The sequence below is a fragment of the Chitinophaga sp. genome (genome assembly GCF_036566945.1).
Taxonomy (GTDB): Bacteria; Bacteroidota; Bacteroidia; order Chitinophagales; family Chitinophagaceae; genus Chitinophaga.
The window spans coordinates 1-16,974 of sequence record NZ_DATCVJ010001069.1; the positions used below are offsets into that span (position 1 = coordinate 1).

Consider the following 16,974-nt stretch of genomic DNA (forward strand, 5'->3'; position numbering starts at 1 on the left):
CTGCTTACTTTACGCTTGCTCAACGGACAACAGTTTGCAGCAACCGTAACAGCACCAGCTGCTTACGATCGTATAGAAGTGAAATTAACCGGTGTATTGAATCTGTTGAATGCTATTGATATCTATGGCGCAAGGATCTTCTATCCTAAAGCAGTAGTCAATACCACCAATGCAAGTGTTTGTATAAACAATAAAGCTACGCTCACCGTAACACCGGCAGCTGGTACAACTGTGCGCTGGTATGCTGATTCTACCAGCACTACCGTATTAAGCACACAAAATACTTACACTACCGATACACTGAAAACAGCAGGTAAAATCACTTACTATGTGGCGGTACTGGGCGGACCAAATAATTGTCCTAACCCTGAACGTATACCGGTAAGCGTTACTGTATCTCCTGCACCAGCAGTGCCTGGCGCTCCGGCTACGGTTAATATTTGCCCTGGTTCAGATGCACTGTTACAGGTAACTAATCCAGATCATCTGCTCACCTACAACTGGTATAGTGTGGCAACAGGTGGTACCAAACTCAATACAGATAGCGGCTATGTATTCAACGTACCGGCTGTTAGCAGAGATACTACATTCTATGTAGAAGCAGTGAGCAGCTGTGGCGCGGCGTCAGCAAGACAAGCCATCAGTATTGTACTGTCTTCTTCTTTAAGTGCACCAAGTGTAACACCAAATCCGGATTCAGTGGCTATTGGCACACAGGCGGTACTGACAGCTACTTCCAATGCTGCAAATGTGATCTTTAAATGGTATGGCAGCCAGGCCGGTAATGATAGCCTGTTCACCGGACCAACCTTCGCTCCTGCTACCCAGAATACGCCGGTATCTATTACTTACTGGGTAGAAGCTGCGCTTACAGGCGGCGCTACCTGTAAGTCAATCAGGGTACCTGTAGTGGTGGTATACGGTCCTGTGGGTCGTGGCACCGATGTACCATGTGAAGGGGCTTCCTCACAAACAATTGGAGGCAGTGGATTACTGGTACTGGGTAATGTGTACAATCCAGCGCTCGCGGTAGATAACGATGCAAGTACAGCATCTTCCCTTGTCATCAACCTGGGTGCACTGAATGCACAGGTATGGCAGAGAGCTAAGTTCAACGGAACATCTGCGTTGGGTGATACGGTAAGAGTATTACTGTCTAACCCAAGCCAGGTACTTTCTGCGGCAGTATTAGGCGGCGTGCAGTTAACCACTTACAATGGTAGCACACCGGGTGATTCTGTGGCAATAAATAACCCACTGGTTAAACTCACGCTCCTGAGCAACAGTAAACAAGCCATCATTGAATTCGTGCCAACGAAAGCATTTGATGCGATAGAAGTGAAACTGAGATCAGGCATCGTAGGTGCATTAACCACTATTGACTTTAACTACGCACAACGTGCCCTGGTAGCGCCAAAAGTACAGGCAGCCCAGTTAACGGTTTGCGCTGGAAATACAGCAACACTGAATGTGCAGGATCCTGTAGCGGGTGTTACGTATCGCTGGTACAACAGTAATGGTAGTTATCTCACAGGTAAAGATGGCGTAACCTTCACTACAGGTACCCTTACAAGGGATAGTACCTTCTTTGTGGAAGCATTCAGAAATGGTTGTGTAAGTAAAGGACGCGCAAGAGTAGATGTTAAAGTAACCGCTGCACCGGCTGCACCACAGGTACAATCTGCCAACGTGGAAGTATGTACTGGTTCTGATGCGGTACTCGCAGTGATCAACCCTGTGAAAGGCTATAGCTACGCATGGTACAATGTCGCAGCAGGTGGTACCAAACTGAATACAGATAGTGGCTTCACTTATAAAGTGGTGAATGTAACTGCTAAAGCGATCTACTATGTAGAAGCGATCAATGATAGTTGTAATACAATATCTGCTACCAGAACAGCAGTAACGGTTAATACGGCTGCAGCATTGGCTCCGCCTATTGTTGCTCCGACTACCGATACGGTGATCATTGGTCAGCAACCAGTGTTCAGGGCAAGTGCGGCTTCCGCAAATGCTGAGTTCTTCTGGTTCGCCAGTCAGATAAGCACAGATACTTTATTTAAAGGATCAACATTTGCTGCTCCGGCATCGACAGCATTGGGTACTGTTACTTATTGGGTAGAAGCATCCCTGCCGGGAGCTGCTTCCTGTAAGTCAGCAAGAGTGGCAGTGAATGCGCTTACTGTTGCCAGCAACCTTGATCAGGTGCCTTGCGAAGGCGCAACAGGTCAAACGATCGGTGGATCAGGTCTGTTGATCCTGGGTAATGTTTATAACCCAGGCCTGGCAGTTGATAACAACAAAAACACAGCGGCATCTCTGGTCATCAACCTCGGCGCCGTGAATGCTACAGTATTTGAAAAAGCTACTTTCAATGGTTTGTCTACTCCAGGCGATACCGTGAGAGTGATGCTGTCTAATCCAGGTCAGGTGCTTTCTGCCGCAGTTCTTGCCAGCATCCAGCTGACAACCTACAACGGTAATACTGCCGGGGACTCTGTACTGGTATCTAATCCGGTGATTCACCTGGATCTGCTCAGTGGCAGCAGCAGTGCATTATTGTCCTTCGTACCAACGAAAGCATTTGATGCGGTGGAAGTGAAACTGAAATCAGGTGTTGTGGGTGCGCTGACAGCAGTAGACTTCAACTATGCACAGCGTGCAATTGTGCAACCTAAAGTACAGGCTAATAACACAACTATCTGTAAAGGCAAACAAGCCACCCTCAGCGTGGTGAATCCTGCACAGGGCATTGTTTACAGCTGGTACAACAGTCAGGGTAACCGCTTGCTCGACAGCATAGCATTTGTAACACCAACCACCCTCGATTCCGGTACATATACTTACTTCGTAAGAGCTACCAGAAACGGTTGTACAGGAAGCGCTTCCGCACCTGTTCAGGTAATCGTAAAAGGAGTACCATCCGTACCTGTACCAGTAAGCAACGACGTAACTACTTGTCTGAATACACCGGTAACCCTTAGCGTGAAAGCTGTGGCAGGTGTTCAGTTCAACTGGTACGATGCAGCTATTGGTGGTGCGAAACTGGTATCAAATAATAACACTTATACTACGCCGGCAAATCTGCAGGCAGGTACTTATAACTTCTACGTGGAAGCGGTGAATGCAGGCAACTGTTCTAACGACAGCGGACGCGTGAAGATCATGCTGACCGTCGACAGCGCATCCACAGCCGCCGACATTCAGGCTGCTGACCAGGTAGTATGTGCAGGTGGTGTGGCGGTATTAACACCAACCAGCACCACGGTTCAGAACCCAGTGTTTAAATGGTATGCAAATCCTGATAAAACAGGTCCGATTACACAAGGAGTAAGCGCTTCTGGTGTATTAACGATCTCCGGATTAGCTACCGGAACATACACCTACTATGTAAGTGTAAGCAATGCAGGTAAGTGTGAAAATGCTGCCGGTGCACTGAAAGCCGTTAAAGTAACGGTGAATGCCGGCGCCACCGCAGCAGACATCATACTGGCAGATACAACTATCTGTGCAAACAGTACGGTGAAACTGACCGCTACCAGCACCACTGTAATCAACCCAATCTTCAAATGGTATCAAGATGCCAGTCTGACCACCTTACTGTTTACCGGTCCGACATATACCACAGCATTGATAACCGCGAATACATCTTACTACGTAACAGTAGCAGGAGATAACAAGTGCGCTAACTCAGCGGCCGATGCGAAAACAGTAACCGTAACTGTACGTGATGTACCGGTACCGATTATTGCAGCTTCCGCGATCAGCATCTGCGCAGGCGACACTACTACATTAACCATTCAAAATGCAGATAACACGCTCACCTATCGCTGGTACAATGCGGCAACAAATGGGACCTTATTATTCACCGGACCGGTTTACGTGGTAAAAGGACTTACGGCATCGGCAGATTTCTATGCAGAAGCTTCTGCAGGTGGATGTAACAGTGCTACCAGAACGAAAGTATCCATAGGTGTGGGTGTAGCACCAACTCCGATCCTGGAATCTAATAATGTAACGGTTTGTCAGGGTGGTACAGCGGTGCTGAAAGTGACTTCTTCTGTCATTGACATAACCTACAAGTGGTACACTCAGGCCGCAGGCGGTACCTCCATATTCACCGGTCCGATTTATACTACGGGCGCCCTCAGCGCAAATGCTACCTACTATGTAGAAGCAGTCGGTGATACTTCGAATTGTGGCAGACCATCTGCACGTGCTACCGTGAAAGTGAATGTGGTACCAGTTCCGGCGGCTCCAACCCTGGTAAGCAACAATGTACAGGGTTGTATAGGTCAACCTGCTTCGCTGGCTATTCAAAGCCCAGTCGCAGGTACTACCTACCAATGGTTCGATGCTGCTACCGGTGGTACAATGGTATTCGAAGGAACCGTATTCAACATTACGGCCCTGGATAGCACCGTTACCTACTATGTGCAGGCATTGGTAAATGGCGGCTGCCCAAGCGCCACCAGATCAAGCGCCACTATTAAGGTGAACAGCATACCAGCAGCACCGGTGATCAACGCATCTTCTCTGTTCGTTTGTACAGGCGGAAGTGTAACGCTGACGATTAAAGATCCGGTTGCAGGTGCTACCTACCGCTGGTTCGATGCTGCCACCGGAGGTAAGCTGCTCTTCACTGGTAGTAGCTTCTCAACAGGCGCATTAAGTGTCAGCACTGATTTCTACGCAGAAGCCAGCAATGGTAACTGTAACAGTGCATTGAGAACGAAGGTGTCCATCGGTGTAGGACAAGCACCAACACCAATACTGGAATCTAATGCAGTAACAGCTTGTCAGGGTACTTCCGCTACGCTCCGCGTAACTTCCGCTACCAATGGCATCGCTTATAAATGGTATACACAGGCTACCGGTGGTACAGCCGTATTCACGGGACCAGTATTTACAACCGATCCGCTGAATACCAGCATGGATTTCTGGGTGGAAGCAACCGGTACTACAGGCCAGTGCGGTAACGCATCTGACAGAGTAAAAGCTACCGTAACGGTGGTAGTAGCGCCTAATGCACCGGATGTAGTGGCAGCTTCTCTCAAAACATGCGCGGGTACAGGTGTAACCGTGGCAGTGAGAACAATACTGCCTAACATTATCTATCAGTGGTATGATGCTGCAACAAATGGCTCATTGCTCTTTACAGGAGCTGTTTACAGTGTACCTGTAGTTACGCAGAATACTACTTACTATGTACAGGCTAATCTGGGTGGCGGCTGCTCCAGCTCTACCAGAACTGCGGTGAATGTATCTGTTGATCCGGCTCCGCCAATTCCAACAGTAGATCTGGATAATGTGGTGACCTGCATAGGTGGCACTGCTACATTCACTATTAAAAATCCTGATGCAACAATGACATACCGCTGGTTTGATGCACCGTCTAACGGAACGCTGCTGGCTACCGGTAATGCCTATACGACTGCCGCACTCGCACAAACAACCGTCTTCTACCTCGAAGCGTTGAACAGTGCAGGATGCAGCAGTGCACGCAAAGGATTAACAGCAACAGTAGTCAGCACAATAGATGCACCGCTGGCTGATGCAATCACCATATGCAGTGGTCAGACAGGTGTACTCGCAGTGAAGAACAGACAAGCAGGCGTTATCTATAAATGGTATACTACACTCCGTGGTGGTACAGCAGTATTCACCGGTGGTGACTACACGCTCAAACCTACTGCTAATGCAGTATTCTTCCTGGAAGCGTCTACCAGTGGTGGTTGTGTAAGTGCCAGCAGAACACAGGTAAATGTATCAGTGAATGCTTCACCAGCAGCACCGGCCGTTGCAAATGCAACCCTGCAGGTTTGCCCGGGTCTGGCAGCTACACTGAATGCGCTGAACCCGGATGCAACACTTACTTACAGATGGTTTACACAAGCAGTAGGCGGAACAGCAGTAACTACAGGAGCTACTTATACTACACCTGCTATAAACGCTAACCAGATGTACTACCTGGAAGCAACCAACAGCAATGGCTGTTCAAGCCCAACACGTACAGCGGTGAGCGTTGAAGCTACGCCGGCACCAGCTAAACCAACAGTGACCGGTAACGAAGCAGGTGTATGCCCAGGCCAAACAGCAACACTCACGGCAGCTTCAACAACAGCAGGCGTCGACTTCCGCTGGTACAGCCAGGCTATTGGTGGCACACCATTATTCACCGGTGCCACATTTGTAACGCCAGCATTGACTACCGCCACTACCTACTATGTGGAAGCATTTACAACAGGTGGTTGTATCAGTGCAGGACAAAGAACAATAGTAGCCGTAGACATCGCTCAACCGCTCCCGGCCCCAGTTGTAACTGTGGATAACACCACAGCCACTACGATCACCTTCCGCTGGTCGCCGATAACCGGAGCGCAACGCTATGAAGTAACACTCGACAACGGTGTAACATTCATACCTCCAAGCTCAGGTGCGAACGGAACTACACATACTGTTACAGGGCTGCAACCTAACCAGAGCGCTACCATCCAGGTAAGAGCGATCGGAGCATCGGATTGTGAAACCAGTGCATTGTCTGCTGCGGTAACAGGTAAAACAACCAATCCGCAAGGAAACAACATCTATGTTCCAAATCTCTTCAGCCCGAATGGCGACGGTGTGAATGATATCGAGTATGTGTACTCAACGGCGATCGCACAACTCGAATTCAGAATTTACAACCAGTGGGGTCAGTTGGTATTCACTTCCAAAGACCAGCGTCAGGGATGGGATGGTACCATGAGTGGTCAGAAACAACCGGTAGGCGTTTATGTATACATCGTAAAAGCGACTATGCAGGACGGCACCGTGATCACCAAGAAAGGTAACGTAACACTCATGAGATAATGATGATTCATAAGCGTAATACCGAATCCAAATCATTCATAAAACCGGGATGCAATGTTGCATCCCGGTTTATCCAGAAAATGCTAAAAAATGTTCCTATGAAAAGGATTTTTATAGTCGCAATAATTTTATGGTGCAGTTTGTTGCCCAGAATGTCTGTTGCCCAGGTGGATCCTCACTTTTCCCAGTATTATGCTTATCCGTTATGGCTCAACCCTGCCCTGACGGGAGTAATAGATGGAGATTACCGGATTAGTGGCGACTATCGCAACCAGTGGGCGAATTACGGCAAACCATTTTCTACAGCAGGGGTTTCTATCGACGCTGCTACCAATAAAAATGTTGGTGTAGGTCTTAATGTAATGAATATGTCGGCAGGCGATGCCGGCTATAATTATTTTAATGCCATGGCGAGTGTTTCCTATAGCGGTGTGAAATTTGGCCCGACCAAAACCAGTCAGCTGGTGTTTGGTATCAACGCCGGCCTGATCAACAGAAGATTAGATCCCGCTAAATTCCAGACAGGTAGCCAGTATCAACCGGTAACAGGTTTTGATCCCAGCATCTTTAATGGTGAAAACGTAAATAATACTACCTCCAATCAGTTTGATGCCGGTGCAGGTGTGGTATACTTCGATGGAAATGCTAATCATATGTTTAATCCGTTTGCCGGATTTGCGGCCGCACATCTTACGCAACCCAAAGATCCTTTCTCCGCCGACGGCACTGAAAGGAAATTGCCGGTACGTTACCTGCTGCACGGAGGTACTAAAATAAAACTGAATGAGGCGGTTAGCCTTACACCTACAGGACTTTACATGAGACAGGGCAATGCAGAGGAAATTGTGGCCGGTGTATATGCGCAATTAATGGTCAACCCTGAATTCGACTTCCTGGTAGGTGGTAACTATCGCTTCAATGATGCGGTCATCCCTTTTGCGGGCTTCCATTTCAAAAGCTTCACGCTGGGGTTGAGCTATGATGCCAATACTTCTAACATGCGCCGCCTCGTAAATGGCAGCCAGAGCTTTGAAGTGTCTCTTTCTTTTATCAGCCGCAAAAGAAGAGTGTTAAACGAAGAATACTTTATTTGTCCCAGGTTATAATCTGCAAGCAACCGGATCAGAATGGAGGAAAAAACTTATACAGAAAAAAGAAATGGAACCCTCATGAAAAAAATTACACTCTGTTGGCTGGTGGTTTTTTTAGGAATAATAGACGCGGCACAGGCGCAATATGTTTACGACTTTAAACATACCGCCGATGTCTTTTACAATTCAAGAGATTATTATTCCGCAGCGCAGTATTATAATAAAGCGCTTGGTACTTTCAAGATCAAACCAGAACAGGTATTGCCCTATACCATTGCAGGCTCCGCACCCCCAAGCGGTAAACTGAAAGATTATCAACAGGTAGTAGCCAGGCTGGCAGAATCTTACCGGCTTTTCTATGATTATGGCAATGCGGAAACCTGGTATGCACAACTGGTAGGATTTAATAATCCGGCATTCCCGCAGGCACGCTATTGGTATGCAGTATGTTTGCGCTTTAACGGAAAGTACCAGCAGGCATTGGATGAATTTACCAAATTCAAACAAAGCTATACTGCTGCCGATGACCTGTCCACAAGAACACCCCTGGAAATTGCCTGCTGTCAGTTCGCCTTGTCAGAAGCCAATAAAGAACCAAGATTTACTATCGTAAAAACTTCAGGTAATGTAAATGAAGGTGGTGCTAACTACGCCCCGGTAATACTGGACGGAAGTACTTTAATGTATACCTCCTCCCGTTCAGATAATCCGCCACTGCCCACAACGGCACCCAAACAAACGGCTGCCAATAAAAAACAGCCTAAAGGTACCCCGTATGTGAATGGGCTATATACTGCTACCGGCGGTGACAATCATTTTGACAATAGCCAAAAGGTAAAAATACCTACCGCGAAAGGCTATGATCAGGGCGTATCTGCGTTAACGCCAGATGGTAATTCCCTGTATCTTACCAGGTGGCAGGTAAAAGATGGTGTGAAACAATCCGCTATCTATATCAGCACCCGCCAGAATGGAGTATGGTCTGAACCTAAAATATTAGGCGATAACGTAAACGTAGCCGGCTACAATTCCATGCAGCCTTACATCACCGCTGATGGTAAATACCTGCTCTTTGCCTCCAACAGACCCGGCGGCATGGGCAAAAATGATTTGTGGTACTGTATCATATCCAACGGTACGCCCGGTGGTGCACGTAATATGGGTACAGCCATTAATACCAAAGATGAAGAACAGGCCCCATTTTATGATGCGGAAAAAAATCTGCTGGTATTCAGTACAGATGGCCGCGTAGGACTTGGAGGACTTGATTTCTTCCAGAGTGAGGGAGATTTCGGTACCTGGTCTGCTCCCGTGAATATGGGCAAACCATTGAACTCCCCTAAAGATGATATCTACTACACTGCAATGGATAATACCCATCCTTTTGCTGCAGGATTTATCAGCTCCGACAGAGAATCTATTTGCTGCCTGGAAGTATTTGGGATTAACCGTATCCGCAAAATAGCCAGCGGACTTATCATTGATTGCGATACACACCTCCCGCTCCAGGGGGCTACTGTTACCTTGCTGGATACCGTGAGAAGAAAAACAATCAAAAAAATGACGCTGGATGCTACCGGCAGGTATACCTTCGAGGTAGATCCGCAACGCTATTATAAAATTATAGCAGAGAAAGAGAATTATTTCACCAAAGCACTCTATTTCAATACAGATGAACTGGCAAAAGTGGATTCTATGGATAACCCCACCCTTTGCCTGAAACACTACGAAATTGAGAAACCAATTGTCCTCAATAATATTTACTACGACTTTAATAAGGCTACTCTTCGGGAAGAATCGAAAGTGGTACTGGATACTGTAGTGGATATGTTGAACGATAATCCGAAGCTGACCATTGAAATGAGTGCACACACAGATAGTGTGGGCTCCGTAAAATACAATGAGAAATTATCACAGGCACGTGCACAGTCCTGCGTGGATTACCTGATCAGTAAAGGTATTTCATCGGAAAGACTCATCGCAAAAGGTTACGGTAAATCAAGACCCATTGCACCAAACTCACTACCTAATCATAAAGATAATCCTGAAGGTCGTCAGCTTAACCGTAGAACAGAATTCAAGGTGTTGAAAAGACAAATGCAGGTAAAAGAAGAAGAAAGTAGTCCTCAATAATATTTCCTCAGCGCGGCTACGGGCCGATTGCTTCCATATCCTACACTTACCATAGCCGGCCACGTGGCCGGCTATTTTTATGGATGGTAAGGTTTCCTGCTTAAATATGAATACGCGAAAAAGCATATCCTTTTAAAGGGATATGCCTGCAATCGTTTAAAAGTAAATTTTCCGGAGAATTAGTTGTTTTTACCAAACAAGCCAATAGCCAGTGTGTCTGCGCCTTTCAATACTTTCAGATGAGAAGCAATAGCCAAAGCATTGTTATACTTGAAAGCAGTATCTTTTTGAATACCACCTGGCTTGCTCACCTTAATTGTTTTCACTTTAGTGAAGAGGTCTACTTTCAGCGCATTACCAGTACCCTGGAATCCGCCTTGGTACAGCGTGTCAGTAGTAACTGCAGTAGGTGTGCCGGCAATCAGATAAATCTTGTGCGCTGCGTCTTTGGTGTTTTTGGTCAGGTTCAATACTACATTCACAGAGCTGTCTGTATTTTCTGTTAGTACAATGTTACCAACCTTTGTGTCCTTGTCAGCTCCAGTTCCCTTCAGGTCAAATGTTTTGGTACGCGCAGGTGGTGGCGTTGGCGTATCATTATCATCATTTTTGCAGGAGGTGAAAGATATACCCAATACAGTAGCGACTACTACTCCAGTCCGGAGAGCATGTTTGTTAAACATAAGCATGATTTCAGTTTTATAAAAGTTTTAAGATGGCGATGTCACAACAGCTGATTTACAGCTGTTACTAACCTTGTGATTTTAAGATGGTGATTTATTTTTTCTATATAGGTTTTCAGCGCTTACTAGTAGATGTTAAACGAGACATGAAATAAAAAGTTACAGCTATAGGTAGAAATTTTTTTAAATGTTTATTTTTATTCGCTGTAATGAGCTGTAGTAAAGGATTGTATCGAGATGAATTGTTTTGAAAGATGACAGGGTAAGTATAACTGAATGTTTAACCATGCATTTTTTTTCAGTAACATTTTTTGCAAAGATGTTTTTTGATGATTCAAAAATTAAATTACATTTGTAAGGCATCATCAGATGCGCCAACTGATAGTAATATGAAAATGTAATCAGACCACGGTACTTCCGTTTGTCGCCCTCCCACTTTTACTTTCTTAATTTGCAGTGCCATTAGCGCGCTGTGTTCCTTTTTATTTCAACTTTTTTGTATGCATATTTTAACGAAGATGCTTTGGCGCGTAGTTCGTTTCTTTCAATTATTTAAGATAGCCGTTGCCGGTAGTGAAAAAGAATTTACAACAGGTAGTATCAATCGGGCCATCTTTTTACTTTCTATTCCAATGATCCTGGAAATGGCCATGGAGTCGCTTTTCGCAGTGGTGGATATTTATTTTGTCAGCCATCTGGGCGTAAATGCGATTACTACTGTAGGGCTAACAGAGTCTGTACTTACCCTGGTATATACTGGTGCCATGGGTTTGAGCATGGCAGCTACGGCTATGATCGCCAGAAGAACAGGTGAGAAGGACCCTGATGGCGCTGCACATGCTGCAATGCAATCACTATATCCCGGATTGGTTATTTCATTAGTGGTAAGTGTGGTGGGCATATTTTTTTCGAGAGATATATTACTGTTAATGGGTGCTGCCAAAGAAGTGGCTGATTACGGGTATGTATATACGAAAATTGTACTCGGCGGAAATGTGGTGGTTATTTTACTATTTCTGATCAACGGTATTTTCCGTGGTGCCGGAGATGCAGCATTGGCCATGCGCACATTATGGATTGCCAACGGACTGAATATTATACTATGTCCGTTACTGATTTCCGGCTGGGGACCTGTTCCTGCACTGGGTTTAAAAGGAGCGGCCATTGCTACATTTATAGGCAGAGGCATTGGGGTGGCTTATCAGTTGTATCATTTGGTAAGAGGACGGGACTTAATACGTATTACCAGGAAACATCTGGCTCCTGTAGGACGCCTGATTGGCGCTATTTTAAAAATAGCCATGGGCGCCACCGCGCAAATGTTGATTGCCTCTGCCAGTTGGATTTTTCTGGTGCGTATTATTTCTCACTTCGGCAAAGACGCAGTAGCCGGATATACCATTGCTATCCGGGTAATCATCTTCACTATATTACCAGCCTGGGGAATGGCCAATGCGGCAGCGGCGCTCGTAGGACAAAATCTAGGTGCGCAACAACCGGAGCGTGCGGCCACATCGGCATGGCGTGCTGCCTTCTTTAATATGGTGTTTCTGGGTATAGTGGCCATTGTTTTCATGGTAGGTGCGCCGGCTATTATCCGTTTTTTTACAGATGATCCAATTGTGATCGGTTATGCGGTGCAATGTATCCGGCTTATGAGCGGGGGGTATATTTTTTATGCTTTTGGAATGGTATTGACCCAGTCATTCAATGGTGCCGGCGATACCCGCACCCCCATGCTGATTAACTTCTTTGCCATGTGGATGTTTCAGATGCCATTGGCCTATACCTTGTCTGTTTGGTTAAAGATGGGGCCTGTCGGGGTATTCTGGGCTATCGCCATTTCTGAATCAGCAGCAGCAATAGCAGCCATCCTGCTGTTTCGCCGCGGCACCTGGAAGCAGGTGAAGATTTAGCTTCCTGCTTTCTGTATAAGTAGTTACCTTTGCCTGGTTTTGTATTGAATTTTAAAGTAATAAAATTAATTAAATAGCATGTCACTCACCGTTGTAGGTACTATGGCGTTCGATGAAATCGAAACCCCCTTTGGCAAATCAGGCAAAATCATTGGTGGTTCCGCCACTTACATTGCATGGGCCGCATCCAATTTTGTTCAGCCAATTAATCAGGTATCTGTAATCGGAGAAGACTTTCCCCAATCAGAACTGGATGCATTGACCGCAAAAGGCGTAGCCCTCGATGGCGTACAACATAAGCCGGGAGAGAAAACTTTCTACTGGTCAGGTAAGTACCATATGGATATGAACACCCGCGATTCACTGGCTACAGACCTGAATGTACTGGCCGACTTTCAGCCGGTTATACCTGAAAGCTACCAGGGAAGCGAGTTCCTGATCCTCGGTAACCTTACCCCACAGGTACAGATGAGTGTATTGGATCAGTTCAAGGTACGTCCTAAACTGATTGTAATGGATACCATGAACTTCTGGATGGATGTGGCGTTGGACGATCTGTTGAAGGTACTGAAAAGAGTAGATCTGTTGATGGTGAATGACGGCGAAGCGCGTCAGCTGAGTGGTGAGTACTCACTGGTAAAAGCTGCCCGTAAAATCATGTCTATGGGACCACGTTACCTGATTATTAAGAAAGGCGAACATGGTGCATTGTTATTCTACGAAAATCATGTATTCTTCGCACCGGCTATGCCACTGGATGAAGTATATGATCCAACCGGCGCCGGTGATACATTTGCAGGTGGTTTCATTGGACACCTGGCTAAGACAAAAGACCTTTCTTTCGACAATATGAAGACCGCGATCATTGTAGGTTCTGCCATGGCTTCTTTCTGTGTGGAGAAATTCGGTACAGAGCGTCTCCGGGAAATCACCCATGAAGACATCACTGCCCGCCTGGAACAGTTCGTACAGCTGGTGAACTTCGATATTGATCTGGTTTAGAAAGCTTTTAGCTTTTAGCTTTTAGCAAAAAATGCAGCGAAGAACATAGCATGTTCCCCGCTGCATTTTTTGCTAAAAGCTGGTTCGCTGCATTTTTGCTAAAAGCTAAAAGCTAAAAGCTAACTGCTAAAAGCTAACTGCTAAAAGCTTCATTCAGGATAGCTGCCAGTCTCAGTCCCCCTTTCAAGAGCTGCTGGTTCAGATCTTTTACGAAAACATAATTGTAACGATAGCTGAGCTTTGCATCCGGCGTTGTATACGCATATACCTTGTCGGCCAGCAAATGTGACTCGTACATCCAGTCGGCAATAGAACCGCTCTGTATGGTCTTAATTTGAGCTGCAGTGGCCACGTTAAGCGCATTGGTATATTCCGTATAGCTCAGTTGCTGAAAATCGATCAGTTGCTCGTCCCAAACGCGATGCAGATTGGAAGGTTTGTCGAACCACATGACATTGATTTTATTACCGCCCAAATCTTCATCACGACCTACATGCAATGGCTGATGCATATCTCCTATCATATGTACCAGGAAAGTCAGCGCAAACAGCTTTTTGTCTTCAGACAGTCCGCGATTCTTCAGGTCTTTAATCATGGCCTGGGTTTCGGTGTACAGGTTTTCACCGGTAGCGGCATGCAGCAACTGGTCAAACTTTGCCCGGTCAATAGCTGCGGGGAAGTCCAGGTAATGCCAGGAATTGGTATGATCGTACTGGTGGGTGGTATCTGACTTGATAAAGTCAGGCCAGTTGGCAATCATCGCCATGCCTTGCATACTTTGACCTTCCAGGATCTTACTAATGGCTTTGCGGGCTTTGGGTGTAAGATGAAGCCAGGCAATCTCGGCAACAATGCGGTGACCGTTAGGTCCCCACGCAAAAGAGGCAAGGGGTAACAGGAAGGCCACTATCAGGGCCATTAAAATTTTTTTTCTCATAAGTCTGTCCTTGGTATAAGGGGCAAAATTAAAGCTTCTTTTTTAACACTTGTACTTCCTTATTCTTTAGTATTTTTACAGATACTGCTCAAATACAATTTCAATATGCCATTTAATATACATGCGCCATATTCTCCCGCTGGAGATCAGCCGGAAGCCATTAAGCAATTAACCCAGGGGCTCAATGAAGGAGAACCATTTCAGACACTGCTGGGCGTTACAGGTTCCGGAAAAACATATACTGTTGCCAACGTAATACAGGAAGTTCAGCGTCCTACCCTTGTGCTCACACATAACAAAACCCTGGTAGCACAGCTGTATGGGGAGTTCAGACAATTTTTCCCGGACAACGCCGTGGAATATTATGTGTCTTACTACGATTATTATCAGCCGGAGGCTTATATGCCGGTAAGTGATACTTATATAGAAAAAGATCTGGCCATTAATGAAGAGTTGGATAAGCTGCGGTTGAAAACCACGGCCAACCTGCTTTCTGGCCGAAGAGATATTATTGTGGTGGCCAGCGTTTCCTGTATCTATGGTATTGGTAACCCCACCGATTACGAAAATGGAATCATCCGCATTCAAAAAGGACAAACCCTGAGTCGTAATACCTTATTACATGGATTGGTAAATTCTCTCTATAGCCGTACTACCGGCGACTTTAACCGGGGTAACTTCCGTGTAAAAGGTGATACTGTGGATATTAATCTGTCGTATGTGGATTATGGTTACCGGATTACTTTTTTTGGAGATGCGATAGAAGAGATAGAAACCATTGATGTACAAAACAGCAAACGTATTACCGTGGTGGAAAATGCTGCCATTTTCCCGGCTAATATGTATCTGGCGCCTAAGGACCTGATGCAGCAGATCATCTATGAAATACAGGATGAGCTGAAAGCGCAGGTGGACTATTTCAAGGCCAATGGGAAACTGATAGAAGCACAACGTTTATCCGAAAGGGTGAATTATGATGTGGAAATGATCCGTGAACTCGGCTACTGTAGTGGTATTGAAAACTATTCCAGGTTCCTGGATCGCCGTAAGCCTGGTGCAAGGCCCTTTTGCCTGCTGGATTATTTCCCGGAAGATTTCCTGTTGGTGATAGATGAAAGTCATGTGACCATTCCTCAGATTGGCGCCATGTATGGTGGTGACCGTTCCCGTAAACTGAATCTGGTAGAATTTGGATTCCGGTTGCCATCTGCCATGGATAACCGCCCGCTGAACTTCTACGAGTTTGAGAATTTGGTGAACCAGGCCATTTTTGTGAGTGCCACCCCCGGTGATTATGAACTGAAGAAGACCGAAGGTGTGGTAGTAGAACAGGTAGTGCGTCCAACCGGGTTGCTGGAACCGCCTATAGAAGTGCGGCCCAGTGTAAACCAGGTGGATGATTTGCTGGAAGAAATAGATAAGCGGGTACAAAAAGGGGATCGTGTGCTGGTGACTACCCTCACCAAGCGCATGGCCGAGGAAATGGATAAGTACCTGGGACGTATTAATATTAAGTCGCGCTACATCCACTCTGAGGTAGATACCCTTGAACGGATAGAGATCTTAAGGGACCTGCGTCTGGGTAATATAGATGTACTGGTAGGGGTAAACCTGCTGAGAGAGGGGCTGGATTTGCCGGAAGTGTCGCTGGTGGCTATTCTGGATGCCGATAAGGAAGGTTTCCTGAGGGATGAGCGTTCGCTCACACAAACGGCAGGTCGTGCGGCGCGTAACGTAGATGGACTGGTCATCTTCTATGCAGATAAGATGACAGAGAGCATGCAGCGCACCATTGATGAAACAGATCGCCGCCGGGAAAAACAGGTAGCCTTTAATATAGCGCATAACATTACGCCGAAGACGGTGCGCAAAAGCAAAGAGCAGATCCTGGGACAAACGTCTGTGTTGGAAATCAAACACTTCGATGAAAATTCTCCCATGGCCATACATGACGAGGTCCAATTGGTGGCAGAAGATGCCATGGCGTATGCTAAGACCTCCGCTGCAGCGGTGAAAACCATCCCCCAGATGGAGAAATCTATCGCGAAAGTGAAGAAGGATATGGAAAAGGCTGCCCGCGATCTTGATTTTATGGAAGCGGCCCGTTTAAGGGATCAGATGTTTGCTATGGAGCGGGAATTGTTAGAAATGAAACAATAATCGGCTTTGCCTTTTTATAATATTATATGTAATTATTTATAATACGTCAGCTTGGTTCCCCGGTTCAAAATGATAAATATGTAATTTGTAGTAATTTGATTATCATATGTTAACGCCTCACTTCTCCTACTTACAGTGAGGCGTACATGTGGTGAATTTGAAAATTGTTAACCTTTCCTTAATGTTCCTTGCAACACGTT

At 46.0% G+C, this 16,974-nt stretch carries 8 protein-coding genes; 6 read left to right on the plus strand and 2 right to left on the minus strand.

Features of this window, described 5'->3' with window-relative positions; all coding sequences use genetic code 11:
* Positions 1–15: 15 nt before the first annotated feature.
* From VIP81_RS32235 to VIP81_RS32245, 3 genes are all read left to right on the plus strand, one after another.
* Positions 16–6,852, plus strand: coding sequence for a gliding motility-associated C-terminal domain-containing protein (locus VIP81_RS32235; RefSeq protein WP_331971936.1), 6,837 nt, complete (start codon positions 16–18; stop codon positions 6,850–6,852).
* 98 nt (positions 6,853–6,950) lie between these two features.
* Complete coding sequence (locus VIP81_RS32240; RefSeq protein WP_331971939.1) at positions 6,951–7,958, plus strand: PorP/SprF family type IX secretion system membrane protein; 1,008 nt, start codon at positions 6,951–6,953, stop codon at positions 7,956–7,958.
* 63 nt (positions 7,959–8,021) lie between these two features.
* Positions 8,022–10,076 (plus strand): OmpA family protein, encoded by a 2,055-nt coding sequence (locus tag VIP81_RS32245; RefSeq protein ID WP_331971942.1) that lies wholly within the window; start codon positions 8,022–8,024, stop codon positions 10,074–10,076.
* A 179-nt stretch (positions 10,077–10,255) separates the two neighbouring features.
* On the opposite strand, the gene VIP81_RS32250 is transcribed toward VIP81_RS32245, so the two are convergent.
* A complete protein-coding gene (locus tag VIP81_RS32250) occupies positions 10,256–10,765 on the minus strand; it encodes a hypothetical protein (protein ID WP_331971945.1) in 510 nt (169 codons plus the stop codon).
* Between the two features lie 494 nt (positions 10,766–11,259).
* Between VIP81_RS32250 and VIP81_RS32255 the strand changes: the two genes are divergently transcribed.
* Positions 11,260–12,675 carry an MATE family efflux transporter gene (locus VIP81_RS32255; RefSeq protein ID WP_331971948.1) on the plus strand — a complete coding sequence of 472 codons (1,416 nt, stop codon included), beginning with the start codon at positions 11,260–11,262 and terminating at the stop codon, positions 12,673–12,675.
* Between the two features lie 78 nt (positions 12,676–12,753).
* On the plus strand, positions 12,754–13,677 hold the full coding sequence (locus VIP81_RS32260) for a PfkB family carbohydrate kinase (RefSeq protein WP_331971950.1): 924 nt from the start codon (positions 12,754–12,756) through the stop codon (positions 13,675–13,677).
* A gap of 133 nt (positions 13,678–13,810) precedes the next feature.
* On the opposite strand, the gene VIP81_RS32265 is transcribed toward VIP81_RS32260, so the two are convergent.
* A complete protein-coding gene (locus VIP81_RS32265; protein ID WP_331971952.1) occupies positions 13,811–14,614 on the minus strand; it encodes a S1/P1 nuclease in 804 nt (267 codons plus the stop codon).
* Positions 14,615–14,719: 105 nt separating this feature from the next.
* Between VIP81_RS32265 and uvrB the strand changes: the two genes are divergently transcribed.
* Entirely contained in the window at positions 14,720–16,774 is a 2,055-nt protein-coding gene (uvrB, locus tag VIP81_RS32270; RefSeq protein ID WP_331971955.1) for an excinuclease ABC subunit UvrB, read from the plus strand.
* Positions 16,775–16,974 lie beyond the last annotated feature (200 nt).